The sequence below is a fragment of the Pantoea sp. Fr-CA_6 genome, from assembly GCF_024520895.1.
GTDB classification, from domain to species: Bacteria; Pseudomonadota; Gammaproteobacteria; order Enterobacterales; family Enterobacteriaceae; genus Pantoea; species Pantoea agglomerans.
In genome coordinates, this window is sequence record NZ_JALNPO010000047.1 from 1 (window position 1) to 300 (window position 300).

The 300-nt window shown below is 54.0% G+C and carries 1 pseudogene; it reads right to left on the minus strand.

Annotation, left to right across the window (positions count from 1 at the left end):
- Nucleotides 1–300 (minus strand): annotated as a pseudogene (locus tag NR201_RS22555) (2-oxoglutarate dehydrogenase E1 component); the annotation flags it as partial.

The following is a 300-nucleotide window of genomic DNA, read 5'->3' on the forward strand; positions in this document are numbered from 1 at the left end:
CCTCGGTCAGATCGTGAAAAGCGGGATCGAGATCGGCTACCCGGTCCTGTTTCCTCAGACCAAGCGGGTCAAGATTGGCGTGCTGATGACCGCGGAAACGAATCGCGTTAATCAGCTGCAGCACTTTTACTTGCTTGGAGTTGGTTTCAGGATCGGAGACAGATGAGGTGTAACGAGATGGGTCTTTCGCCAGGCGAGGGAAGTTCTCACGTGTGGTTGAGTGAAACTGCTCAGGTTTCATTCCTGTGCCCGGTAACTGCTGGAACATCGAGCGCCACACTGCATCGACAGAGTGAGGAT